Genomic DNA, 25,592 nt, shown 5'->3' with positions numbered 1-25,592 from the left:
TCTTCCTCCTTAAGTATGTTCTAAAAGAAAGAGTTGTTCCATAAGAATGAATGGAGTAAAGCTTTTATATTGGGGGAAAATAGGATGAAATTTTCAAAGCCACTTTTTATTACAGTAGCGCTCTTAATAGCGCTCGTTATCATTGTACCTGCAGCCCTTGTTATCCCATTTGCGAAAGCAAAAGTAGGGGAAGAAACGGCCTCTAAAACTCCTCCAGCGATAGAAAGTATACCAGCTCCAGGAAAAGTAGATACAGCGGTTCAAGTTGCTGTATATCGTGAGAAACAGAAGAAGGTAGAATCATTGCCTATGGAGGAGTATGTGACCGGTGTAGTAGCTTCTGAGATGAATGCCAGTTTTGAAATAGAGGCACTAAAGGCACAGGCATTAGCAGCGAGAACATTTGTAGTACAACGTATGCTAAGCGGAGGAAAGAAAAATAATGCGGACGTGACAGATACGGTGAAAGATCAAGTGTACAAAAGTAAAGAAGAATTGAAGAAACAATGGGGTAATAACTACGAAAATAATTTGAAGAAAATCGAAGAAGCCGTTTCGAAAACAGCAGGACAAGTTTTAACATATGATGGAAAACCAATTTCAGCATCCTTCTTCTCAACGAGTAATGGCCGGACAGAAAATGCAGCTGACTATTGGGGAAATGATTATCCGTACTTGAAAAGTGTAGATAGTCCGTGGGATCAAGCCTCTCCAAAGTTTACGAGCGAGCAAACATTTACAGTAGCTGATTTTCAAAAACGTCTCGGTGTGAAAGTACTAGCAGACGGGAAGGTTGGAAATATTAAAGACCTTACGGAAGGAAAGCGCGTAAAGGATGTAGCTTTTCAAGGAAAAACATTAACAGGAAAAGAAGTTCGTGAAAAGTTAGATTTACGTTCTTCTGATTTTACGTGGAAACAACAAGGAGATAAAATCATCGTTACGACGAAAGGCTTTGGTCACGGCGTTGGTATGAGTCAATACGGAGCGAACGGTATGGCAGCGGAAGGAAAGAAATATACAGATATCGTCGCTCATTACTATAAAGGCGTTGAAATAAAGACGATGAATGATTATGAAGGAAAATTGATGGTGAAGAAATAGGTGTCAGAACTCTGGCACTTATTTTTTTGTTTAAAATATCATAATTTTCCATTAACTGTTTGATATAATAGGATAAAAAGGCATTTGGGGGAGATGAAATGGTGCTACTGGAGTTGAAACAGTTAGGGAAAACGAACCAATTACCGGTAATTGACCTAAAAGTCGCGAAAGGACAATGTGTTGTTTTGCAATGCAATAATCATACAGCTAAAGTGTTGCACCGCATCATTATAGGCGAAGAAGAAGCGTCGACTGGCAATGTACTGTTTGAAGGGGGAGCAATTGGAAAGAAAAATTATCCACGCATCGGCTTTTGTTTTTTGAAAGATGAGGCATATGATCGTTTGAAGGTGAAGGAATACTTTAAGTTTTTAATAGGGCTTTATGAATCAAAGATAAGCATAGAAGAAGTTGTGCAGTCTGTTGGTCTCCTAGATAAACTAAACGTTAAAATAGAAAAACTATCGTTTTCAGAGAAGCGTCGTCTTCATATTGGACGAGTGATGATTCATAATCCGGATTTAGTTATTTTGGAAGAACCGGAGCAAAATGTAGATATAGAGAGTACGATCATTATTCGAAAAGCAATCATGAAAATGAAAGAGCAAGGAAAGGCAATCTTTATTACGTCATCATTTCTATCAGATGCCCTCTCGTTAACAGAGGATGTATACATATTAAACAACGATGGTGTGAAAAAGATAGAAATTGAGCAAGAGGAAGTGGAAGAAGTCGATGAAGAAAAAGTCATTCAAATGATCCCGCAAATGAAATTAGAAAGAATACCAGCGAAAGTGAACGATAAAATCATTTTACTTGATCCGATGGAAATTCATTTCATTGAAACGCAAAACGGAGTAACACATATTCACGTTCGTGAAGGGGATTTCGTATGCGCTTTAACATTAGGTGAACTAGAAGCAAGGTTAACAGGTTTTGGTTTCTTTAGATGTCATCGCTCGTACCTTGTAAATTTACAAAGAGTACGAGAAGTGATTACTTGGACTCGTAACAGTTTTAGTTTAATTTTAGACGACGAAAGAAAAAGTTCAATTCCGCTTTCAAAAGGACGCATGGATGAATTAAAAGGCGTGATTGGGCTATAAAAAGTGCTCCAATAAGCTCAACATGCGATTCATTCACCGGTAAAAATACTCCTTTTACCGGTATTTTACTGTGTAAACCCTTTGTTTTTCATATGATTGAGTCAAGAAAAGCGAAACAAACAAACGAAAAGCGCTAAAGCGACTTTCATCTATAAAGAAGAAAAACAAAGGGGATGACGAAATGACATTGGCAATTGAAATGAAAGATGTAATGAAAAATTTCAGTGGAAAAACGGCACTTCGAAATGTAAATATTGAGGTGAAGCAAGGAGAGATATTCGGATTCCTCGGACCGAGTGGATCTGGTAAGACGACAACGGTAAAAATTTTAACTTCTCAATTGCTTCATAGTGTTGGAACGGTAAGAGTATTAGGGAAAGATATTACAGGACCAAGTAGCATCGATTACAAACAAATTGGTATTTTAACAGATAACAGCGGCTTATATGAAAGACTTAGCATTTATGATAACTTACTATTATTTTGTGACTTATACGATTGCAAAAAAGAACGAATCGATGAAGTACTAGCACAAGTGAATCTATTAGATGATAAAAAAACGCAAGTAAAAAAATTATCAAAGGGAATGAAGCAACGCGTCACACTAGCAAGAGCAATCCTTCATAAACCAGATATCCTCTTCTTAGACGAACCAACATCTGCACTCGATCCAGTAAACGTCCAAAACATTCATAAAATCTTAAAGGACTTAAATGAAGAAGGAACGACGATTTTCTTAACGACTCACAACATGGATGAAGCAGAAACGCTTTGTAACCGCATTGCCTTCCTTTGTGGCGGAGAAATTGTAGCACTCGATACGCCAGAGAACCTGCGCTTGCAATACGCTAAGGATCAAATAGAGGTCGTATTAAAAGATAAACAAAAAGAAGTAGTGCAAAAAGATGAATTAGGCGCAAAACGTATTTCAGAATGGATGAACAAAGGAGAATTAATATCCATTCATTCACACGAACCAACTTTAGGCGATATCTTTATTGAAGTTACTGGGAGGGGATTATAATGACATTTTCAATGAGACGTGTATCAGCTATTTTTAGAAAAGAAGTACAAGATTTTAAGACAAATTCACAAGTGTTGTTAATGGCATTTTTACCAATTATACTTTCATTTTTGTTTAGCAGATTTGGAGTGGGAAAGGAAATGTTAGGCATTACTACTATAACGGCCTTCCTATTTGTCGCAGGCTTTGTTCAATCTATGGTAATTGCAGAAGAAAAAGAAAAACATACATTGCGTGTATTAATGCTATCACCGGCATCTTCGGTTGAAGTTCTACTTGGAAAAAGTATATTAACAGCAGGTTTGACATTGGGCATTTGTATTGTGAACTTATTTATTTTGGATCAATTCAGTGGAAATCTATTATTGCTAGGATTTATTTTCTTATGTGGAACAATTCTATTTATTGTGATTGGAACAATGATTGGATTGTTAGCTGCATCTGTACCACAAACATCAATAATTGGAATGCCGATATTAATGACGATGTATTTGGCTGTACAGTTTGAGCCAATGGTTGAAAATAAAGTAATTAAGACGATGATTGGATATCTTCCAACATCTCATATTGTAAAAGCGCTTAACAGCTCAGTAGGTGGGGCGGGATTTAGTAGTATTAGTGGGCATGTATTAAATGTTGCAGTTTGGCTTATTATATCGCTCGTTGTATGTTTAATCGTATATAAAAAGAAACAATTAGACTAAAAACTGAGCCGAAACGCTCAGTTTTTTCTTTTTTCTATCATTTCCTCGGAAATTTTACAATTATTATACATATTTTTACATATTTTGTCGAAAAGTAATTAGTTATACGTTGTATAGGATACATGAATATTGTTCAAAATGATTGCTGAGGTGATGATGGAATGCGAGGAAGAAATAATAAAAAGTCGCAAAAGGTAGTACATTTATTTCAGAAAAGATGGGTGTTTCCGGCACTATACATTGCTTGTGCAGCGGTAATCTTAATGGTTGCGCTATGGTTCCAAGGAGCTAATCCGAAGAAGACTCCAAACCACGATCAAGCAACACCGTATACACAATCGGAAGATCCAGCAGTACCAGTAACGAAATCTTCAGAAGTAGTGAAAATGCCAGCAGCCGCGAATGCGGAAGTAGTCGTACAGAAGAAATTCTATGAAGATGCAGCAACTGAGGCGGAACAAGAAAAAGCACTTGTCTTTTATAACAACACATATTCCCCGAACAAAGGAATTGACATTGCTGCGAAGAATGGGAAAGAGTTCAATGTTGCTGCTGCTTTAAGTGGTACAGTAACGAAAGCTGAAAAAGATTCACTTCTTGGTTATGTTGTAACAGTTGATAGTGGAAATGGTGTAGCGGTATCTTATCAAAGCTTAGGCAGTGTGAAAGTAGAAAAAGGTGCAAGAGTTGCACAAGGTGAAGTATTAGGAACATCCGGTCTAAGTGCAATGAATAAAGAGGCAGGCTCTCACGTTCACTTTGAAGTACGTAAAGACAATGTGGCTGTGAATCCTGAACGTTACTTAAATAAATCAGTAACAGAAATTAAAGCTGATGCAGGTGCTGCAAAAGCTACGAATGCTTCTGGTAAAAAAGCTGACGACAAATCTCAAAAAGAAGAGAAGTCAACGAGCACGAAACCAGAAAATAAAACAGAAGACAAGTCTCAAAAAGAAGAGAAATCAACAAGCGGTTCAACTAGTGACAAAAAAGAAGAACCGAAGAAAGAAGAAAAATCAACAAATGGTTCTACAAAATCATCTAACGATTCTTCTTCACAAGAATAAGAAAGTAAAAAAATCAGTTCTCACTAGGAGAGCTGATTTTTTTATTTCTATATAAAAATAATCAATTTCGAGAAAAAAGTTGCAAAAACAAGGAAAAATGACGAGATTCTCGAATATATATTACAAAAGGGAGGGGATACTGTGTCATTTTTATTTGTTCTGTCGACTGCTATTATTTTATTGTTTGTTTTATTCACTTTATATTATTATATTGCCGGTAAGAAAGAGGTTCCCCACCATCAGTTGTTAGAAGAAGAATTGGAACGAGAAGAATGACGCCTTTTATACAAGGTGTCATTTTTTTTGGCCATAATAGTCAGTTTTAACGTATTTCTCACAAAAAAATGTAATTTTTCTTAACTTAGTCCGCAAAAATAGTGAACATGTAGCATATATCAGTAGTGCGGGCAATACAATGGTATAAACCAAAGCAAAGAGAGTGTTTGAGGTGAGAAATCGTGAATCATTTCATTATAAATCCAAGAATGTTTAACGCTTACAAACAGCACTCACACTTACTTCTTAGTCGTATGCAGCGAGGCTCATTTCACCCTTCTCACATCCAAATTAGGGAGGCGAGTGGTGTGCACGATTACATCAAAGAGAGAACTATCAAGATTGGTAAGTATATCGTGGAGACAAGAAAGACAGTGCGTGTCATTGCAAAGGAATTTGGGGTATCAAAGAGTACAGTTCATAAAGATTTAACAGAACGTCTACCAGAGATTAATCCAGAGCTCGCAAATGAAGTAAAAGAAATTCTTGATTATCATAAGTCTATTCGTCATTTAAGAGGTGGAGAAGCAACAAAACAAAAGTATAGAAAAGAAGATGTAGAGAAGCCTGTACGTCAATAATGTTACAGTAGCAAACATTCCGTTCACATTCGGTAATATTTTTCAGAAGAATTCTTTTTGCGAATATTACGTTTCTGTTAAATTTATGATAAAATCAGAAATTAGGTGAAAAGAATTCGGGTGTAACCTGATTTTGAATATCGAGGAGGAAAAAACGGGAATGTTTGCGCGAGATATCGGAATTGACCTAGGTACGGCTAATGTATTAATTCATGTTAAAGGTAAGGGTATTGTATTAAACGAGCCATCTGTTGTGGCAATTGATCGTAATAGTGGTAAAGTATTAGCAGTCGGTGAAGAAGCGAGAAGTATGGTGGGACGTACGCCTGGTAATATTGTAGCAATTCGTCCGCTTAAAGATGGTGTAATAGCAGATTTCGAAATTACAGAAGCAATGTTAAAGTATTTCATTAACAAATTGGACGTAAAGAGCTTCTTTTCAAAACCTCGTATTTTAATTTGTTGTCCAACAAATATTACATCAGTAGAACAAAAAGCAATTCGTGAAGCTGCTGAACGTTCAGGTGGTAAAACAGTATTTTTAGAAGAAGAACCAAAAGTAGCCGCAGTTGGTGCTGGTATGGAAATCTTCCAACCAAGCGGTAACATGGTTGTTGATATTGGTGGAGGTACAACAGATATCGCTGTACTATCTATGGGTGATATTGTTACCTCTTCCTCTATCAAAATGGCTGGCGATAAGTTTGATATGGAGATCTTAAACTATATTAAACGTAAGTATAAGCTATTAATTGGAGAACGTACTTCAGAAGATATTAAAATTAAAGTTGGTACAGTATTCCCAGGTGCACGTAGCGAAGAACTTGAAATTCGCGGACGTGACATGGTAACAGGCTTACCACGTACAATTACAGTATGCTCTGAAGAAATTACAGAAGCATTAAAAGAAAATGCAGCTGTTATTGTACAAGCTGCAAAAGGCGTATTAGAGCGCACACCACCAGAATTATCTGCAGATATCATCGACCGCGGTGTTATTCTAACAGGCGGTGGAGCTTTACTACACGGTATTGACATGCTTCTAGCAGAAGAACTAAAAGTACCGGTATTAATTGCTGAAAACCCAATGCACTGCGTTGCGGTTGGTACAGGTATTATGTTAGAGAATATCGACAGATTACCAAAGCGTGCTTTGAGATAATTTGAAAGAACTAAGGCTGACGCCTTAGTTCTTTTTTTCGTTTTTATATTTTTTTATTTTGATTTTTTGCGAAAATGGAAGGAAAATAGAGAAATATGAAGGAAACAGGTAAAATATTCATATATATGGTTAAATTTAATATTTCCTTATTTGAAAACGTTTATAATATAATGAGTCGAATACGACATTAAGGCAAATAATGTTTCAATACATATTGCCTTTCCCTAATTTGGGCATACACTCTTTTCTACCTCCGTGTCAGTTGCAAAAATGTGCAACTATTTTAATGGAATAGAGTGTGTGCATTTTTTTTTAGGAAGTTGTGCTAAATATAAAATGTTACTTTGTAATGACAAATAATAAACAAAATGGGATAATAGCAATATGTCCAAGTGGTAAGACCAATATTACAAAAGGGGCGATTGTTACATGCTAAATATAGAACAAATTAAAGAAATCATTCCTCACCGCTATCCATTTTTACTTGTTGATAAAATATTAGAAGTAGATGAAGGAAAAAGAGCGGTTGGGATTAAAAATGTATCCGCAAACGAAGAATTCTTTAACGGACACTTCCCTGACTATGCAGTTATGCCTGGTGTACTTATTGTAGAAGCATTAGCGCAAGTTGGAGCAGTTGCAGTATTAAAGAAAGAAGAAAACCGCGGAAGACTTGCTTTCTTTGCAGGTATCGACAATTGCCGTTTCAAAAAACAAGTACGACCAGGTGATCAGCTTCGTCTAGAAGTAGAAATGACACGCGTACGCGGCCCGATTGGAAAAGGAAAAGCAATCGCAACAGTAGATGGTGAAGTTGCATGTGAGGCAGAAATTACATTTGCGATTGGTGATAAAAAAGAATAGAAATTAAAAAATCTCCTTGTGAAAAGACAAGGAGATTTTTTAATTTCTGCTATATAACGATGAAACGATAATTTACAAACTAATCAGAAAATAACTTGTAAATAGATGGCAATTACCATATACTTACTTTATTATTTATCTAGAAAACAGGATAAGTGATAAAGGTAATAAAGAAATAAGGGCATTGTCATATTGTTAAGGTACTTAAATAAGACAAAGTAGAATGTTATTGATTATGATGAAATGTGGGGAACTCAGCAAGAATATTAATTAGACGTATGAAATCGAGCATAAAAGAGAGAAAAGGGAAATGTCGCATTTCACAAAAGGAGATTATGAATATGTTCGGGAGAAAGAAAAGAAAACCATTACGACAATTAATTACACATAAAGAGCCTAAATCGCGTATTACAGAACAATACCGTAACATTCGTACAAACATTGAGTTTACATCTGTAGATAATCATGTTCGTTCTATCATTGTTACTTCAGCGGATCCAGGTGATGGGAAAACAACAACAATCGCAAACTTAGCAGTCGTTTTCGGACAACAAGGAAAGAAAGTTTTATTAATTGGAGCTGACTTGCGTAAGCCGACGATACAAAACTTATTTGCCATTCATAGTTCAAATGGGTTAACGAACTTATTATCAGGACAAGCGAAACTTATGCAATGCATTCAAAAAACAGATATAGAGAACGTATACTTAATGGCAGCAGGTCCAATCCCGCCAAACCCAGCAGAATTATTAGGGAGCCGGGCAATGGACGAGGCGTTGCTAGAAGCATATAACATGTTTGATATTATATTAATTGATACACCACCTGTCCTTGCGGTTACGGATGCACAAATACTTGCGAATAAATGTGATGGAATCGTACTCGTTGTACGAAGTGAAAAGACGGAAAAAGATAAAATCGTAAAAGCGAAACAAATATTAGATAAAGCATCTGGAAAAATACTTGGAATCGTTTTAAACGATAAAAGAGAAGAAAAAGAACAGTATGGTTATTACTAAAATATGAAAGAGCCAACAAAAAAATGTTGGCTTTTTTGTTTTCTGAAAATTATTTATCAAGTTATACAGTGCAAAAAGCATGATATGATAAAATTTTTGGGAAATGATTGGAATGTGTTGTCATATTTAAGATTATTTTGTAAGATTAAACTTGTTTCTTGTGAACAAATATAGAACTGAATTATTAAAAATAAAAAATGTAAGATTTATATGTTATAATTTTTCCTATGTGTAAATTTTAGAAAGTTGGAGGAACTTATGGAAGAAACAATTAGTCTAAAAGAGTTATTTCATATCTTAAAAAAACGTTTAGCAATGATCCTCGTAATCGCATTTGGTACAGCTATTGTAAGTGCTATCATTAGCTTTTTCTTTATGACACCAATCTATCAATCTTCGACGCAAATTCTTGTTAATCAGAAGAAGCAAGAAGGGGCAATGATTCAAGCTGGTGAAATTCAAACGAATATTCAATTAACGAATACATATAAGGTTATTATTAAAAGTCCAGTAATCTTAGATCAAGTAAATGAAAAATTAAATTTAAATATGACAGCTCAAGCGCTAACAGGAAAGATTAATGTTGCGAATGAAAAGGATTCACAAGTAATCTCTGTAACAGCTGAAGATAAAGATCCAAAACTAGCTCGTGATATTGCAAATGCAACAGCTGATGTATTTAAAGGTGAAGTTGCAAAAATTATGAGCGTTGATAACGTAACAGTATTATCTAAAGCAGAAGTTGCAGAAAATCTATCTCCAATTAAACCACGTCCAATGCTAAATGTAGCAATCGCTTTCGTCGTTGGTTTAATGGCTTCGATTGGTCTTGCATTCTTACTAGAATACTTAGATAACACAGTGAAAAAGGAAGAAGATGTAGAAAACTTACTTGGCTTACCGGTATTAGGGATTGTAGCTCGTATGGATGAAGAAACAATGAACGTGAAATCACACGCTCCATCATCAAGAAAAGTGAGGGGACAAACAATTGGCTCTTAATTTATTTAAAAAGAAAAAGAATCATCGTCAACGCCGTCAATTAATTGCTCATCAACAACCGAAATCACCAATTTCAGAACAATATCGTAATATTCGAACGAATATTGAATTTGCAGCTGTTGATACGAATTTACATTCATTAATGGTAACATCTGCGAATCCAAGTGAAGGGAAAACGACAACGACAGCTAATATGGCAGTTGTGTTTGCTCAACAAGGAAAAAAAGTATTATTAATTGATGCAGATATGCGTAAACCAGCAATGCATCAAATGTTCCAAGTAGATAACATTTTTGGACTTACGAACGTACTAACACAGAGTGAACGTTTAGAAAAATGTGTGCAAACAACATCTGTAGACAATCTACACTTTTTAGCTTGTGGTCCAATCCCGCCAAACCCGGCCGAATTGTTAGGTTCGAAATCAATGAAAGAACTTCTTGGACAAGCATACAGCATGTACGATCTAGTTATTTTTGATATGCCGCCAATTTTAGCCGTAACCGATGCGCAAATTATGGCAAATGTATGTGATGCTTCTATTCTTGTTGTTCGTAGTGAATCAACAGAGAAAGAAACAGCAGTAAAAGCAAAAGGTTTGTTAGAATCGGCTAAAGGTAAATTGTTAGGTGTTGTTCTGAACGATCGTGAACGTGAAGAGGGCTTATATTATTATTACGGTGCAAACTAATTAAAAGAGTGAGATATGGTAAAAACATATCTCCTTTTTTCCCTTGAATATGAGATATATCTCATATTCAAGGGAAAAAAGATCTTTATAGGAGAGAGGGAGGATGAAACAAATGATAGATTTACATTGTCACATTTTACCTGGTATCGATGACGGTGCACAAACAGTAACAGATAGTTTAGCGATGGCACAACAAGCCGTTTCAGAAGGAATACATACAATTGTCGCAACGCCGCACCATCAAAATGGAAAATATGTAAATGAACGTACCTCAATTATTCATCACGTAAAACAACTAAATGATGAACTACAACAATATAATATTCCACTTACTATTTTACCGGGACAAGAAGTCAGATTATATGGTGATTTATTAGAAGACTATGAAGCTGGTAAAATCGTTACTTTAAATGAAACAAATAAATATATATTCATTGAATTTCCATCAAATCACGTACCACGTTATGCCGAACAATTATTATACGAATTACGTGTAAAGGGAATGATTCCAATTATCGTTCACCCAGAACGTAATGCCGAGTTAATCGAGCGGCCAGATAAGTTATATAACATTGTAAATAAAGGTGCATTAACACAAGTGACAGCAGGTAGTTTGCTTGGAAAGTTTGGTAAAAAGATTAAAAAATTCTCACTACAGCTTGTAGAACATAATTTAACACATATGGTCGCTTCAGATGCACATAACACGACATCAAGAGGATTTCATTTAGCGGAAAGCTATGAACTAATTGGGAAAGAATTTGGAATGAATGTTATGAGTGATTTGAAAGAAAATCCGTACTTATTAATTAGCGGGAAGGCAATTTACAAAGAAGATCCAGAACAAATTCGTCGTAAAAAATTGTTCGGTATTTTTTAAATAAGAATTGGTGATGTCTCCTAACCGTTATCAATGGAGGCACTCGGTCGTGCTGTGGGTAGAAAATTTATTATCGAACCTACCTTAGACGCTTGTCGTCGGGAGTATGACGTGAGGATGGGTTGGATGCCCATAATTTATTTATGTTAGAAGCTCTACTTATGGAGTTGTAAAGACGACCCTATAAGTAGGGTTTTTGTTATTGTTACATATGGATATAATAATATGTTTGGGGGACTAGATTTGAAAAAAGTAAGAAAAGCAATTATTCCAGCTGCGGGACTGGGAACAAGGTTTTTACCGGTAACAAAGGCAATGCCAAAAGAAATGTTACCAATTGTTGATAAACCAACAATTCAATACATAGTAGAAGAAGCGATAGAATCAGGAATTGAAGATATTATTATTGTTACTGGAAAAGGTAAACGTGCCATTGAAGATCATTTTGATCATTCCTTTGAATTAGAGCAAAGCCTACTAGAAAAAGGGAAGCATGAGATGCTAGAAAAAGTACAAGCTTCTTCAAAAATTAATATTCATTACATACGACAAAAGGAACCAAAAGGGCTAGGACACGCAGTGTGGTGTGCACGTAAGTTTATTGGAAATGAACCATTTGCAGTATTACTTGGTGATGATATTGTACAAGCAGAAACGCCATGTTTACGTCAATTAATGGATCAATATGAAGGAACACAATCTCCTGTTATTGGTGTACAAACAGTGCCAGAAAATGAAACGCATCGTTACGGCATTATCGATCCAGTTGAACGAAATGATCGCCGTTATCAAGTACGTCAATTTGTGGAGAAGCCATCTCAAGGAACTGCACCATCAAATTTAGCAATTATGGGACGTTACGTATTAACGCCAGAAATCTTTATGTTCCTTGAAAATCAACAAACAGGTGCGGGTGGGGAAATTCAATTGACAGATGCGATTCAACGATTAAATGAAGTTCAACGTGTATTTGCTTATAATTTTGAAGGCACGCGTTATGATGTTGGAGAAAAGTTTGGATTTATTAAGACAACGATTGAGATGGCGCTACAAAATGAGGAATTAAATGTAGAGTTAATGAAGTATATGAAAGAACTTGTAAAAAAGGAAGATGTACATTCATAAGAGAATGTCCTTTTTATTATTAATAAGGTGCAAATTATATAAAGAAGGGAACAGATATATTGAGTTATCGAAAACGGCTCTCATTATTGATTTTATTAGATTCATTTATAGTATTAACTGCCGTGTATTTAAGTTATTGGTTTATACATCCCAATGTATTAAACAAAATTCCTATGACAGTAGTTATTAGTTCTATTACATTATTGTGTAGTCATCATATCTTTGCTGCTATTTATAAGCTTTATAACAAGGCGTGGGAATATGCAAGTATTGGAGAGTTAAAGCAAATATTTAAGGCGGTTACGCTATCAATTATAGTAACGGCCATTGTTCAACAAATTATAAATCACGATATTTATGTTCGTATTTTAGCAATTGCATGGATGTTACATTTATTGTTAATAGGTGGTTCTCGCTTCATATGGCGTATGTTCCGTGATACATATATTACAAAAGCTACAGATAAAAAACGAACATTAATTATTGGTGCCGGTTCAGCGGGGACAATGGTAGTGCGTCAGTTGCAACATAATAAAGAAGCAGATTTATATCCAATTGCGTTTGTCGACGATGATAGAAATAAACAAAAATTGGAAATTTATAATGTGCCAGTTGTTGGTACAACAAATCACATTCAAGAAATTGTAGAAGATAATGATATAGAACATATTATTATCGCAATTCCTTCATTAAATAGAAGTCAAATAAACGAGATTTTTGAGAAGTGTAGAAAAACGAAGGCGAAAACGCAAATTGTGCCGATGCTAGAAGACCTTTTAGATGGTAAACTCTCTGTCAATGAATTCCGTGATGTACAAGTAGAGGATTTATTAGGAAGAGAACCAATAAAGCTAGATGATGCTGGAATTGGGGAAAAGATTACAGGTAAAACGATTTTAGTAACGGGCGCTGGTGGATCAATTGGATCAGAAATTTGTCGTCAAGTGATGAAATACAAACCAGCTAAAATTGTTCTTTTAGGACATGGTGAAAACAGTATTTATAATATTGAGATGGAAATGAGAGTTACTTATAAAGATTCTGTGGAAATAACAACAGAAATCGCTGATATTCAAGATCGTCATAAAATCTTTGAAATAATGAAAAAGCATCAACCGTATATTGTGTATCATGCAGCTGCACATAAGCATGTTCCTTTAATGGAACGTAATCCTGAAGAGGCTGTGAAAAATAATATTTTTGGTACAAAAAATGTTGCAGAAGCAGCGGATACATTTAAAGTAAATACGTTTGTAATGGTTTCTACAGATAAAGCTGTAAATCCGACAAATGTAATGGGAGCTACAAAACGATTTGCAGAAATGATTGTGCAGCATATGGCATCGGTTAGTACTGGTACACGTTTTGTTGCGGTTAGATTTGGTAATGTTCTTGGAAGTAGGGGAAGTGTAATTCCTCTATTTAAGAAACAAATTCAAAAGGGTGGACCTGTAACAGTTACTCACCCTGATATGATTCGTTACTTTATGACAATACCAGAAGCTTCAAGATTAGTTATTCAGGCAGGCACACTGGCTAGGGGTGGAGAATTGTTCGTGCTAGATATGGGGGCCCCAGTAAAGATTGTAGATTTAGCTAAAAATTTAATTACTCTTTCAGGTTTTTCTATTGAAGAAATCGGAATTGAATTTACTGGATTAAGACCAGGTGAAAAAATGTATGAAGAGTTATTAAATGAAGGTGAAATTCATCCAGAGCAAATTTTCCCTAAAATTCATATAGGAAAGGCTGTTTTGATAGATCAAGTAATTCTAAGACAGTTTATGAATGATTTTGGTGGGATGAGTAAAGAGGAAATACGAGAACGATTATTAGGTATTGCTAATAATAAAGTTAGTATTGAAAATTAATTTTTGGAAGGAAGTTTTTGTAATGGGAGATAGAATATTGCTGTCATCACCGCATATGAGTGATGAAGGTTATGAAATGCAGTATGTTAAGGAAGCTTTTGATACAAATTGGATCGCACCACTTGGGGAAAATGTGAATGGATTTGAAAGAGAACTAGCAGTGAAGGTGGGCTCTAAAGCAGCTGCGGCACTATCTTCTGGGACAGCAGCAATTCATTTGGCTTTAAAATCGGCTGGAGTAGGAGAGGGAGATATCGTTTTCTGCCAAACACTTACCTTCTCAGCCACTGCAAATCCTATTATTTATCAAAATGCTACTCCTGTTTTCATAGATAGTGATTATGAAACTTGGAATATGTGTCCTAAAGCATTGGAAGAGGCTTTTAAAAAGTATCCTAATGTAAAGGCGGTTATCGTGGTTCACCTTTATGGTCTTTCGGCAGATATGGATAAGATTGTTGAACTTTGTAAAAAATACGATGTTACTTTAATTGAAGATGCTGCTGAATCTTTGGGAACTTATTATAAAGGTAAACATACAGGTAGTTTTGGAGATTATGGTATCTTTTCTTTTAATGGTAATAAGATTATTACTACTTCTGGTGGTGGTATGCTCGTTTCTAATGATGAAGAAAGAGTTTCAAAAGTAAGATTTTGGGCTACTCAAAGTAGAGACCAAGCAAGACATTATCAACATAGTGAATTAGGTTTTAACTATCGCATGAGTAATGTAGTTGCTGGAATTGGAAGAGGGCAACTTAAAGTATTAGATCAAAGGGTTCAGAAGAAACGATACATATTTAATTTTTATAAGAGGGAACTAGAAAATCTTGAAGGCATTGAATTTATGCCTAGTAATGAATGGAATGAACCGAATTATTGGTTAAGTTCTATGACACTAAACGGTAAGGTCCGTCCAATAGATGTGATGGAGGCACTTGAAAAAGAAAATATTGAATCTAGACCGGTTTGGAAGCCGATGCATCTACAACCGTTCTTTGGAAAATATGATTTTGTTGGTACAAATGTATCGGAGAGCCTTTTTGAGAACGGTGTTTGCTTACCAAGTGATACGAAAATGACAGATGAAAATTTAAATAAAGTTGTGAAAATTATTAAAGGGTTGTGGCTAGCATAATGAGGGGATCTAAAGTTAGCATTTATAGATTGCTTATAAAAAGACCAATGGATTTTATACTGTCTTTAATCGCTATTATAATGCTTAGTCCGGTACTTCTTATAGTTGCCTTTCTTGTGAAAACTAAATTGGGTAGCCCAGTATTATTTAAACAAGAGCGACCAGGGTTGCATGGAACTGTTTTTAAAATGTATAAATTTAGAACTATGACAGATGAAAAGAATGAAAACGGTGAGCTATTACCCGATAGTGTAAGACTTACTAAGTTCGGAGAATTTTTACGTTCGACATCACTTGATGAGTTACCAGGTCTATTCAATATCTTTAAAGGGGATATGTCAATTATAGGACCAAGGCCTTTATTAGTTCAGTATTTACCACTATATAATGAACATCAAAAGCGTCGCCATGAAGTTAGACCTGGGTTGTCAGGGTTAGCGCAGGTTAATGGGCGAAATGCTATTAGTTGGGAAGAGAAATTTAATTATGATGTAGAGTATGTAGATAATGTAAGTTTTACTACGGATTGGAAGATTATTCTTTTGACAATTAAGAAGGTTTTCATTAGAGAAGGGATTAATTCAGAAACTGCTACTACAATGGAACCATTTAAAGGGAATGGAAAAGGAAGTATAAAATTATGAAAGAAAAACTTCTTATAATAGGAGCTAGTGGTCACGGAAAAGTCATAGCTGATATCGCACTGAAAATGAATAAATGGCAGAGCATTGCTTTTTTAGATGATAATGAAAATGTAGGATCTTCAATGGGAATAGAAATAATTGATAAATCAGCAAGTGTCTCAAAGTATATAGATGATTACGATTTTTTCGTTGGAATTGGTAATAATGTTATACGAGAGAAGATACAGAGACAACTTGAAGCTGAAGAGGCGAGTATCCCGGTCTTAATTCATCCGAGTGCAATTATTGGAGAACAGGTTTATTTGGAAGCAGGAACTGTAGTTATGGCAGGAGCTGTAATTAACTGTTGTACTAAAATCGGAAAAGGATGCATTATTAATACTGCCTCCACGGTAGATCATGACAATGTAATTGAGGACTATGTTCATATATCACCGGGGGCACATTTAGCTGGGACAGTGAAAATTGGAAGAGGTACTTGGTTGGGAACTGGTAGTGTAGTAAGTAATAATATAAATATTACACATAGTTGTAAAATTGGTGCAGGTGCCGTGGTAATTAGAGATATAACTGAATCTAGAACTTATGTAGGGGTTCCGGTGAGGAGAATTTAATTTATGAATGTCTTATTTTTAACACTTCTAGATTTTTCAACAATTAAAGAAAGAGGCATATACACTGATTTGATGCGGGAGTTTACAAATAAAGGAGATAATGTCTATATTATTTCCCCAACTGAAAAGAGAAAACAGGAAGAAACAAAGTTGATTGATACGGGGAATTGTAAGATATTAAAACTGCAAATCGGTAATATTCAAAAAACTAACATGATTGAAAAGGGCATTTCAACTTTAACCTTGGAATCTAAATTTCTAAAAGGTATTAAAAATTACTTTTTAGATGTTAAATTTGATTTAGTGTTATATTCAACACCACCAATAACGCTTCAAAAGGCGGTTGAATACGTACAAAAAAGAGACAATGCAAAAACATATTTATTGCTAAAAGATATTTTCCCTCAAAATGCAGTAGATTTAGGTATGATAAAGAAAAAAGGAATTGGGAGTTTACTTTATAAATATTTTAGGACTAAGGAAAAAAATTGTATAGCATCTCAAATTATATTGGATGCATGTCACAAGCTAATGTAAATTTTTTATTACAAAATAATCCAGAAATATCTCCAGATATTGTTGAAGTATGTCCAAATAGCATAGAACCTTTAATTGTAAAAAAGGATGTAAGGAAGAGTAATGAGGTTAAGGCTAAATATAGGATACCAATTGATAAAACGGTTTTTATTTACGGAGGAAATCTTGGGAAGCCACAAGGAATTGACTTTTTAATAGAGTGTCTCAAAACTAACAAGAATAATAATCAAGTGCACTTTGTTATAGTTGGAGCGGGGACGGAGTTCACTAAACTAAAAACATGCATTAATAAAGAGAATTTAACTAATACACAATTATTTTCTCAACTACCAAAGGATGAGTATGATATTCTAGCAAATTCCTGTGATGTTGGGTTAATATTTCTTGATAAAAGATTTACGATACCTAACTTCCCTTCAAGAATTCTATCATATATGCAAGCTTCGATGCCTATTTTAGCAGCAACTGATATAAATACGGATATTGGAGAGATTATTGAAGATGGTGGATTTGGTCTGTGGTGCGAGAGTAGTAATAGTGAGAGCTTTAATGAAAAGCTAAATCAAATGTGTAACAGAGAATCGAGAGAATCTATGGGGATTAATGCTAGGAGATACTTAGAGGCTAATTATACAGCAAGAAACTCATATGAAATAATAATGAATCATTTTAAATAATATGAAAAGAGGCAACTAATATGTTTAAGGATAAAACTTTATTAATAACAGGTGGTACAGGTTCTTTTGGTAATGCAGTAATGAAAAGATTTTTAGATACTGATATAAAAGAAATTCGTATTTTCTCACGCGATGAAAAAAAACAGGATGATATGCGAAAACTTTATAGCAATGACAAACTGAAATTTTACTTAGGCGATGTAAGAGATCTAGCAAGCGTTAAAAATGCCATGCATGGTGTAGATTATGTTTTTCATGCAGCTGCATTAAAACAGGTTCCTTCATGTGAATTTTTCCCATTAGAAGCAGTAAAGACTAATATTATAGGTACGGATAATGTACTGACGGCTTCTATAGAATATGATGTGAAGAAAGTTATCTGTTTATCTACGGATAAAGCGGCTTATCCAATCAATGCTATGGGTATTTCGAAAGCGATGATGGAAAAAGTGTTTGTGGCAAAATCAAAAACAGTATCTCCAGAGAGCTCACTTATTTGCGGTACACGATATGGTAATGTTATGGCTTCACGTGGATCAGTTATTCCACTATTCATAGAGCAAATTAAAGCGGGTCAACCTTTAACTGTAACTGATCCTAATATGACAAGATTCCTTATGAGCTTAGAAGAGGCAGTAGAATTAGTAGTATTTGCATTTCAAAATGCTGCAGCTGGGGATATTATGGTTCAAAAATCTCCTGCAAGTACCATTGGTGATCTTGCTCAAGCTGTAAAGGAATTATTTAATGTTGATAATGAAATTAAAGTAATTGGTACACGCCACGGAGAGAAGCGTTATGAGACATTATTAACGAAGGAAGAGTACGTGGTAGCGGAAGATTTAGGGGGGTTCTTTAGGGTTCCTGCGGATCGAAGGGATCTTAACTATGACAAGTATTTTGCTGAAGGAAATCAAAAACTTACTACTGTTGGAGAATATAATTCAGATAATACACAAATCCTTGATATTGAGCAAATTAAAGAGAAATTATTAGAGTTAGATTATGTAAAGCAAGAACTTGAGGAATGGAATAAGACGAATATTTATTCAATGAATTAGAGGGCGGGATAACTAATGAAAATTCTTGTTACAGGTGCAAAGGGCTTCCTTGGAAAAAACCTTGTTGCGGAACTTAAAAATCAGGGGTATAAAGATATATTCGAATTTTCTAGAGAAGACGATATTACATTACTTGAAAGGTATACGAAAGAATGTAATTTTGTTTTTCATTTAGCTGGTGTGAATAGGCCTAAGGATGAAAATGAATTTATGGAAGGAAATGCTGGTTTTACATCTCAAATGCTAAATTTATTAAAAGAGCATGGTAATAAGGCCCCTGTACTTATTACTTCTTCTATTCAGGCAGAAAATAATAATCCTTATGGAAAAAGTAAAAAAGCTGGTGAAGAGGCGTTATTCAATTACTCTAAAGAAACTGGTGCTACAGCTTATGTATATAGACTTCCTAACTTATTTGGAAAGTGGAGTAAACCTAATTACAATACGGTGGTAGCTACATTTTGTCATAATATTGCTAGAGGATTAGATATTCAAGTGAATGATCCAGATGTAGAACTGAATCTTTGCTATATAGATGATGTGTTGGAGGAATTTTTCAAAGCTTTAAATCATACCCCAACTATACAGGGTGATTATTGTTTTGTGCCTGTAACGCATAACATTAAACTTGGTGAGTTAGCTAATGTTATTAAAAGCTTTAAAGAGGGTAGAGAGAATCTAAGTATCTCAAATATGGGAGATGCTTTAACTAAAAAACTTTATAGTACATATTTAAGTTTTTTACCAGAAGATAAATTTGCTTATGATTTAAAAATGCATAGCGATCATAGAGGATCATTTACAGAGTTTATTAGAACACCAGAGCGCGGACAAGTTTCTATAAATATATCAAAACCAGGAATTACTAAAGGAAATCATTGGCATCACACTAAAAATGAGAAGTTTTTAGTAGTGAGTGGTGAAGGTTTAATTCGATTTAGAAAAATAGATTTAGATGATATTATTGAATATCGAGTGAGTGGAGAAAATTTACAAGTTGTTGATATACCGGTTGGATATACACATTCGATTGTAAATATAGGGGAAAACGACCTAGTTACAGTAATGTGGGTAAACGAATGTTTTGATCCAGGAAAACCAGACACTTATTTTTTGGAGGTATAACTGATGAAAAAATTAAAAGTTATGACAGTTGTAGGTACTAGACCGGAGATTATAAGGTTATCAGCTGTGATAAATAAACTAGAAGCATCAAAATCGATAGAACATATTCTCGTTCATACGGGACAAAATTATGATTATGAACTAAATGAAGTGTTTTTTAATGATTTTAATTTAAAGAAACCAGATTATTTTTTAAATGCGGCAACTGGGACTGCTGTAGAAACCATTGGAAATATATTGGTGAAAATTGACCCTATTATGGAGGAAGTTAAACCAGATACACTTTTAGTTTTAGGTGATACAAATAGTTGTTTATGTGCTATTGCGGCTAAAAGGAGACATATTCCAATTTTCCATATGGAAGCAGGGAATAGATGTTTTGATCAAAGAGTACCTGAAGAAACAAATAGAAAAATCGTAGATCACACGGCGGATATTAATTTAACTTACAGTGATATAGCAAGGGAGTATTTATTACGAGAAGGAATGTCAGCAGATAGGATTATTAAAACAGGAAGTCCAATGTTTGAAGTTTTAAATTCAAGGAAAGATGATATTGAGAACTCAGATGTATTAGAAAGATTAGGGCTAGAAGAGGATAAATATTTTGTAGTATCCACTCATAGGGAAGAAAATATCAATTCGGAAACTAATTTCTTCGATTTAGTAGATAGTCTAAATGCAATTGCAGAAAAGTATAATATGCCTGTAATTGTAAGTACACATCCAAGGACTAAAAATATGATTGATATGAAAGGAGTTAAATTTAATTCGTTAGTAAGAACCTTGAAACCATTAGGATTCAATGATTATGTGAAACTTCAAATCAAATCAAAAACAGTTCTTAGCGATAGTGGTACTATTAGTGAGGAGTCCTCGATTCTTAACTTTAAGGCGCTCAATATTAGACAAGCTCATGAAAGACCAGAAGCAATGGAAGAAGCATCTGTTATGATGGTTGGTTTAGGAAAAGAGCGTATACTTCAAGGGTTAGAAGTACTAGAAACTCAAGAAAAAAATACATTAAGACTTGTAGGCGATTACAGTATGCCGAATGTATCGGATAAAGTGCTTAGAATAATTCTCTCATATACAGACTACGTTAATAGAGTTGTCTGGGGAAAATAAAACAATTGTGACTTGTTATGATGGTACCAAATCATTACTAATTAATTAGTATAATGGGATTACTTATAGTATTTGTGGTTTGCCTGGGGGAGATGTTTTGAAAAGGATTGATCCCCCAAATGTCCATATATTTAAAAATTATAATCATTTTCATAAGTGTTTTTGGTTTTGTGAATAAAGTACACTAATTTTTTATAATTTATTTGTAATGTTAATATGTTAGTAGGAAATTGAATTTTATACACTAGTCATTCTTATCATTAATAGTATGTCTGAATATCCCTATATATTTGAATTAACATTCCCTTAGTTATAGAATTGATTAGGAATGTTTCAAGAAATAGTGGCAAGCTTTATTTAGTAGGTAATTTTTGGGGTTAAATATATAAATGAAATTTATAAAAGTTATTTTAGATTATTAATGCACCTGTTTGGAGAAAGGAATATAGATATGAATATTATGGTTTTTGATGTTCCGGCGGAAAGAGGTGGAGCATTAGCTATCTTAAATGATTTTTATAATGAGGTGGTTGGAAGTAATGACAAAAATATTAACTGGTTTTTTATATTAAGTACGCCTCAATTAGAAGAAACAGATAATATAAAAGTGCTAAATTTCCCATGGATAAAAAAAAGTTGGGGACATCGTTTTTATTTTGACAATTTTATAGCACCAAATTTAGTGAGAAAATATAGAATTGATAGAATACTGTCGTTTCAAAATGTCATAATTCCACACATAAAATGTAACCAAATTCTTTATGTGCATCAATCTTTACCATTTGTGGAGCATAAATTTTCAATTAAAGAGAATAAACTATTTTGGGTATATCAAAATATAATAGGTCGTAAAATTATTGATTCAATAAAAAAAACAGATCATATTATTGTACAAACGCAATGGATGAAACAAGCTTGTATAGATAAAGGTCAGGTCCAGGACAATAAAATTGAGGTTATACCACCAACTATTAATGCTAAGATAGAGAAGTATTTTGAACCTAATTCAAAATCATTATCAACCTTTTTCTATCCTGCTAATGAAAGTGTATATAAAAATCATAAAGTTATTGTAGAAGCTTGTGCAATTTTGAAAAGTTTAACAGATTTGAAGTATGAAGTGATTTTTACATTAAGAGGAGATGAAAATCAGCACATTGCAGATTTGTATAGACAGGTAGAAACTCAACAATTGCCTATTTATTTTGTGGGTCAAAAAACAAGAGAAGAGGTATTTGAAGCGTATGCTAACTCCATCTTACTATTTCCTTCTTATATTGAGACCTTTGGTATGCCGATGCTTGAAGCAAGAAAGTGTAAGGGAGTTATAATTGCAGCGGATGAACCATTTGCAAGAGAAGTACTTGCTGGTTACAAGAATGCAAAATTCTTTGATACGTTTAATTCAAAAGAGCTGAGTGTGTTAATGTGCAATTATTTACAAGGGCAGGAAGAATACCATAACTCTTGTGAAATTGAATACAGAGGGGATAAGCCTAAAAAAATAATTAGTACTGTAACAAACTCCTGTTAAAAGACGATTGCTAATTGAATTATGAAGCATAAAATTAAAAATTATAAATGTATAGGTGTAGAAAATGAAAATTTTATATTTTGGTAGTCTTTGTGATGAAGAGTGGTTTGAGTCTATATCTAATACTACAGGACTTCCCTCACGTGTCGCGCAATATTCCTTTGAAAAAGCATTAGTAAATGGATTTTCAGAGATCAAAGATATTAATATGGAAATATATTATCTTTACCAAGAGCAATATTATCCTAAGGGGAAATTTTTAAAGTTCAAAAAGAGAAAAAAGCAGTTAAACAATAAAAATATGGTACGCTATTTATCTAATATTAATTTACCACTTATTAAGGAGATATACTCGGTGGTTCAGGGAATGTATATAACCTTAAAGTGGGGTCTGAAGAACTTTAAAAGCAAAGAAAAGGTTATTTTGACACCATTTAATTACACACCTTTATCCTTTGGAATTTATATAGCCTCAAAGTTATTGGGAATAAAGCGAGTAAATATTTTTACAGATCTTTCGAGTGATATAATAAATGCTAATCGACAAAAAGAAATGCACTGGATTAAGAGAAACTGCCTTTCTTACTATATGAAATTAGTTAATTATATTGAGCATAATTATGATGGCTATATTCTATTTGCTGAACCAATGAACAAAAAGGTGAATTTATTAGATAGACCATATATAGTGATGGAAGGCATTTTTAATAATGATTTAGATTTATCGCCAGTAACAAGGAGTAAAGCTATTATGTATGCAGGTACATTAGCTTTTGAGTATGGAGTGAAAAATATTTTAGATGCTTTTGAACGAATAGAAGATAATGAACTTGAACTTTGGCTTTTTGGTGATGGAGACATGAAAGAATATATTGAGAATTTATCGATTAAAGATAAAAGGATAAAATATTTTGGCTTTAAATCAAGGGCTGAAGTTTTTGAGTATGAAAAAAGGGCTAAATTATTAATTAATGCAAGAAATCCAGCAGATGAATATACGATGTATTCTTTTCCGTCAAAAACATTTGAATATATGGTTTCTGGAACGCCATTTTTAACTACAAGGTTAAAGGGGATACCACAGGAATATGATAAATACATATATTCAATAAATGATAGTGATATTAATTCAATTAAACAAGAAATTGAAAGGATATTTTCAATTCCTGATGAAGAAATAAATAAATTTACCCAAGACGCGAGATTATTTATTCTGGAAAATAAGAATAGCGCAGTTCAAGCGAAGAAGGTTTTGGACTTTTTAGATGTTATTATAGATTAAAGCGTTCGAAGTACATGGTATTTTTGATTACAATTATGACTTAAAGTGAATTTTTTTAAAGGGTGGGAATTTTGAGTTTTTATATTTGGTTAACGATAATTTGTGTCAGTCTGTCTTATATTTCAACACTACTTAGTGCAAGGAAAATTAGTATTAGGATAGTTAATGCTATTGATTTTACACCATACCTTATACTAATTTTTATTACAGGATTTAGATATAATGTTGGAACTGATTATAATGGGTATGCTTTAAACTTTGATTATTTAATGAATAATGATATACCTCGAATTGAATATTCATTTAAGGCTATCGTTAAGATAGCCCATTTGATTGGATTTAATCAACAATTTATATTTTTTGTTTATGCCGTAATAACTTATGTATTTATTTTTCTTAGTATTAAATATTTTGACAGCAAGGCTAAATATAGACATATCATAACGTTGCTTGTTTTACAGTATTTTTTATTTACCGGTTTTAATACAGTAAGACAAATGGTAGCTGTAGCTATTTTTTTCTATGCAATAAGATTTATTGTAAATAAAAACTTCGTTCGATACATTATTTGGATAATTATAGCTAGTTTTTTCCATAAATCGGCAATAATTTGTTTGATATTTTATTTTGTATTAAATTTAAATATTAAAAAATTTATAATGATTTTAATAGTATCACCTATATTCTTGATAATGGATTTAGGCAATAAATTGTTATCTTTATACGTTTTAATATCTGGTAATTCTTGGTACGATCCTTATCTAACGGATTTTAACTCTAGTGTGGATGTATCTGGGGGGAAAGTGATGTTTGTTTTATATGCAATTGCACTTATCCTTGCAATTACCTCAAATAAGATAGAGCTTGAAAAGAACGAAAAAATAATTATTAATCTCTTTATTTGTTATATTATGATATTATTTGCTACGCTATCTTCTGTTATAGCTACAAGGGCCTTGTACTATCCGATGGTATCTTTAATATTGGTTTTCCCAATGATAACTAAATATTTTCATGGTAAGTATGGCGCTATGTTCTCAAGGTATATAGTATTTATTTTTGTCGCTGCATTGTGGTTCAATTCTTTAATTGGCTATAAGGAATTATTTAAAGAAAATAGATTACTTGATTATTCTTTTAAAATATTTTTTAACTAATTATAATACTCACAAATTTTTAGGTTATATACAGTGATTTTAGGAGTAAGTCTCGTTCTTAAATTATGATGAGTAAGTAGCCTTCAGTAAATATAAGGCTGTTGTAGTGTTAAGAAAGTCAAAGCGCTGAATAAAACATTAAAAATAGGATGATTTTCTTTAGGGATGCATTAGCATAATTAATCTTACGGTTGATTTCTCTAATTTAAAGTTGTTGAG

Annotated in this window: 26 protein-coding genes; all 26 read left to right on the top strand. The window is 33.6% G+C overall.

What is annotated here, in order from left to right:
• The first annotated feature begins 84 nt into the window (after positions 1 to 84).
• Positions 85 to 1,104 carry a stage II sporulation protein D gene (gene spoIID / locus DOS87_RS28645; protein ID WP_000672656.1) on the top strand — a complete coding sequence of 340 codons (1,020 nt, stop codon included), beginning with the start codon at positions 85 to 87 and terminating at the stop codon, positions 1,102 to 1,104.
• Between the two features lie 98 nt (positions 1,105 to 1,202).
• The gene (locus DOS87_RS28640) at positions 1,203 to 2,210 is read left to right on the top strand and encodes a LytTR family transcriptional regulator DNA-binding domain-containing protein (protein WP_086389694.1); all 1,008 of its coding nucleotides are present in this window, start codon (positions 1,203 to 1,205) and stop codon (positions 2,208 to 2,210) included.
• Between the two features lie 181 nt (positions 2,211 to 2,391).
• Positions 2,392 to 3,234, top strand: coding sequence for an ABC transporter ATP-binding protein (locus tag DOS87_RS28635; RefSeq protein ID WP_086389695.1), 843 nt, complete (start codon positions 2,392 to 2,394; stop codon positions 3,232 to 3,234).
• Positions 3,234 to 3,938, top strand: a complete 705-nt coding sequence (locus DOS87_RS28630; protein WP_000144446.1) for an ABC transporter permease — start codon at positions 3,234 to 3,236, stop codon at positions 3,936 to 3,938. Before DOS87_RS28635 ends, DOS87_RS28630 begins: the two co-directional genes overlap by 1 nt.
• Before the next feature lie 161 nt (positions 3,939 to 4,099).
• Entirely contained in the window at positions 4,100 to 5,005 is a 906-nt protein-coding gene (locus DOS87_RS28625; protein ID WP_086389696.1) for a stage II sporulation protein SpoIIQ, read from the top strand.
• Positions 5,006 to 5,146: 141 nt separating this feature from the next.
• Complete coding sequence (locus tag DOS87_RS28620; RefSeq protein ID WP_000008903.1) at positions 5,147 to 5,281, top strand: hypothetical protein; 135 nt, start codon at positions 5,147 to 5,149, stop codon at positions 5,279 to 5,281.
• A 308-nt stretch (positions 5,282 to 5,589) separates the two neighbouring features.
• Entirely contained in the window at positions 5,590 to 5,862 is a 273-nt protein-coding gene (gene spoIIID, locus DOS87_RS28615; protein WP_000544012.1) for a sporulation transcriptional regulator SpoIIID, read from the top strand.
• A 160-nt stretch (positions 5,863 to 6,022) separates the two neighbouring features.
• Positions 6,023 to 7,024, top strand: a complete 1,002-nt coding sequence (locus tag DOS87_RS28610) for a rod shape-determining protein (RefSeq protein WP_000457978.1) — start codon at positions 6,023 to 6,025, stop codon at positions 7,022 to 7,024.
• A 429-nt stretch (positions 7,025 to 7,453) separates the two neighbouring features.
• Positions 7,454 to 7,888, top strand: coding sequence for a 3-hydroxyacyl-ACP dehydratase FabZ (gene fabZ / locus DOS87_RS28605; protein ID WP_000931959.1), 435 nt, complete (start codon positions 7,454 to 7,456; stop codon positions 7,886 to 7,888).
• 341 nt (positions 7,889 to 8,229) lie between these two features.
• The gene (locus DOS87_RS28600) at positions 8,230 to 8,907 is read left to right on the top strand and encodes a CpsD/CapB family tyrosine-protein kinase (RefSeq protein ID WP_140161746.1); all 678 of its coding nucleotides are present in this window, start codon (positions 8,230 to 8,232) and stop codon (positions 8,905 to 8,907) included.
• A gap of 258 nt (positions 8,908 to 9,165) precedes the next feature.
• Positions 9,166 to 9,909, top strand: coding sequence for a YveK family protein (locus DOS87_RS28595; protein WP_086389698.1), 744 nt, complete (start codon positions 9,166 to 9,168; stop codon positions 9,907 to 9,909).
• Positions 9,899 to 10,600, top strand: coding sequence for a CpsD/CapB family tyrosine-protein kinase (locus DOS87_RS28590; RefSeq protein ID WP_016118933.1), 702 nt, complete (start codon positions 9,899 to 9,901; stop codon positions 10,598 to 10,600). The genes DOS87_RS28595 and DOS87_RS28590 overlap by 11 nt, the downstream gene beginning before the upstream one ends.
• Before the next feature lie 112 nt (positions 10,601 to 10,712).
• Positions 10,713 to 11,480 (top strand): tyrosine-protein phosphatase, encoded by a 768-nt coding sequence (locus DOS87_RS28585; RefSeq protein ID WP_086389748.1) that lies wholly within the window; start codon positions 10,713 to 10,715, stop codon positions 11,478 to 11,480.
• Between the two features lie 243 nt (positions 11,481 to 11,723).
• Entirely contained in the window at positions 11,724 to 12,605 is an 882-nt protein-coding gene (gene bpsC / locus DOS87_RS28580; protein ID WP_086389699.1) for a UTP--glucose-1-phosphate uridylyltransferase BpsC, read from the top strand.
• A gap of 59 nt (positions 12,606 to 12,664) precedes the next feature.
• Positions 12,665 to 14,476: a polysaccharide biosynthesis protein gene (locus DOS87_RS28575; protein WP_140161747.1), complete on the top strand. Its 1,812-nt coding sequence runs from the start codon at positions 12,665 to 12,667 to the stop codon at positions 14,474 to 14,476.
• Between the two features lie 22 nt (positions 14,477 to 14,498).
• A complete protein-coding gene (locus DOS87_RS28570) occupies positions 14,499 to 15,614 on the top strand; it encodes a DegT/DnrJ/EryC1/StrS family aminotransferase (RefSeq protein ID WP_086389750.1) in 1,116 nt (371 codons plus the stop codon).
• Positions 15,614 to 16,258: a sugar transferase gene (locus tag DOS87_RS28565; protein WP_086389700.1), complete on the top strand. Its 645-nt coding sequence runs from the start codon at positions 15,614 to 15,616 to the stop codon at positions 16,256 to 16,258. Before DOS87_RS28570 ends, DOS87_RS28565 begins: the two co-directional genes overlap by 1 nt.
• Positions 16,255 to 16,872, top strand: coding sequence for an acetyltransferase (locus DOS87_RS28560; RefSeq protein ID WP_086389701.1), 618 nt, complete (start codon positions 16,255 to 16,257; stop codon positions 16,870 to 16,872). The genes DOS87_RS28565 and DOS87_RS28560 overlap by 4 nt, the downstream gene beginning before the upstream one ends.
• A 3-nt stretch (positions 16,873 to 16,875) precedes the next feature.
• The gene (locus DOS87_RS30420) at positions 16,876 to 17,409 is read left to right on the top strand and encodes a glycosyltransferase family protein (RefSeq protein ID WP_261795560.1); all 534 of its coding nucleotides are present in this window, start codon (positions 16,876 to 16,878) and stop codon (positions 17,407 to 17,409) included.
• On the top strand, positions 17,391 to 18,086 hold the full coding sequence (locus tag DOS87_RS30415; RefSeq protein WP_261795559.1) for a glycosyltransferase family 4 protein: 696 nt from the start codon (positions 17,391 to 17,393) through the stop codon (positions 18,084 to 18,086). The genes DOS87_RS30420 and DOS87_RS30415 overlap by 19 nt, the downstream gene beginning before the upstream one ends.
• A gap of 20 nt (positions 18,087 to 18,106) precedes the next feature.
• A complete protein-coding gene (locus DOS87_RS28550; RefSeq protein WP_086389703.1) occupies positions 18,107 to 19,147 on the top strand; it encodes a polysaccharide biosynthesis protein in 1,041 nt (346 codons plus the stop codon).
• A 15-nt stretch (positions 19,148 to 19,162) separates the two neighbouring features.
• Positions 19,163 to 20,272: a capsular polysaccharide biosynthesis protein CapF gene (locus DOS87_RS28545; RefSeq protein WP_086389704.1), complete on the top strand. Its 1,110-nt coding sequence runs from the start codon at positions 19,163 to 19,165 to the stop codon at positions 20,270 to 20,272.
• 3 nt (positions 20,273 to 20,275) lie between these two features.
• Complete coding sequence (gene wecB / locus DOS87_RS28540) at positions 20,276 to 21,400, top strand: non-hydrolyzing UDP-N-acetylglucosamine 2-epimerase (RefSeq protein ID WP_086389705.1); 1,125 nt, start codon at positions 20,276 to 20,278, stop codon at positions 21,398 to 21,400.
• A gap of 451 nt (positions 21,401 to 21,851) precedes the next feature.
• Positions 21,852 to 22,934: a glycosyltransferase gene (locus tag DOS87_RS28535; protein WP_086389706.1), complete on the top strand. Its 1,083-nt coding sequence runs from the start codon at positions 21,852 to 21,854 to the stop codon at positions 22,932 to 22,934.
• Between the two features lie 64 nt (positions 22,935 to 22,998).
• Positions 22,999 to 24,216 (top strand): glycosyltransferase, encoded by a 1,218-nt coding sequence (locus DOS87_RS28530; RefSeq protein ID WP_086389707.1) that lies wholly within the window; start codon positions 22,999 to 23,001, stop codon positions 24,214 to 24,216.
• Positions 24,217 to 24,287: 71 nt separating this feature from the next.
• A complete protein-coding gene (locus DOS87_RS28525; RefSeq protein ID WP_180232496.1) occupies positions 24,288 to 25,373 on the top strand; it encodes an EpsG family protein in 1,086 nt (361 codons plus the stop codon).
• The last annotated feature ends 219 nt before the right edge of the window (positions 25,374 to 25,592 follow it).

It is taken from the genome of Bacillus sp. CR71 (genome assembly GCF_003429245.1).
GTDB lineage: Bacteria > Bacillota > Bacilli > Bacillales > Bacillaceae_G > Bacillus_A > Bacillus_A thuringiensis_S.
The sequence above is the reverse complement of the archived record's forward strand: the minus strand, read 5'-3'. Positions and strand labels throughout refer to the sequence as shown.